The organism is Vibrio sp. 1249-1 (genome assembly GCF_033340495.1).
On record NZ_JAWOWJ010000469.1, the window covers coordinates 1 to 732 of the forward strand.

Here is a 732-nt window from a genome sequence, read left to right on the forward strand (position 1 = left end):
TAACGTAAAGATCAAACTCAACGTTAAAACCGCCAGCATAAGCTGGTTACCGATACTAAACCGGCGTTGAGTTCGCTCTTTTACATCCATATGAAATCACTCCGATAATCTTGCGCTACTCTAAATATAGTCGTGAGCAAATAATAATCGAGGATAGGATGAAAGGACTTCTACGTGTATTGGCTTTTAGTTGTATGGCAGTCAGTGCAGCGACCGCCGCTGAAGAGGTGAATTATTACGTTATCGCCGACCAAGCAAGGCCATTTCAAATCGAACAACAAGGACAACAACACGCCGGGATCGTGACGGATATTGTGAACGCGATTTTTGCCAACTCAGATTATAAGGTGAATTTTCACACCTATCCGTTTAAGCGCATGATTTCAGTATTAGAAGCGGGTGGGGAAGAAAACTGGCTGACATACGGCAGCCCTGATTGGGGCCGAGTTCAATCAGAAAACCTATCTAAAGAGCCTATTTACACTGTAAAACACGTGTTGGTATCCAGCAGTGATGCGCCTTTTAAATTCAATACCATGCAAGACATCAAAGGTCGTTCCATCGTGTTGCTGCTAGGTTTCGACTACCCAAACTTAATGCCGTTTTTTGAAGATAAAACCGTCAACGAGATGCGCGTTAAAGATTACGACGCCGCATATCGCGTAATTCAGAGAACGCCAGGCGATACGGCGTTTGTCGAGATGGAATCGCGGGTGATGTACAACTTAAAAC

At 44.3% G+C, this 732-nt stretch carries 1 protein-coding gene; it reads left to right on the forward strand.

Features of this window, described 5'->3' with window-relative positions; translation table 11 throughout:
* Positions 1 to 158: 158 nt before the first annotated feature.
* On the forward strand, positions 159 to 732 hold a 574-nt coding region (locus R7Z50_RS27045), incomplete at its 3' end, for a transporter substrate-binding domain-containing protein (RefSeq protein ID WP_318149689.1).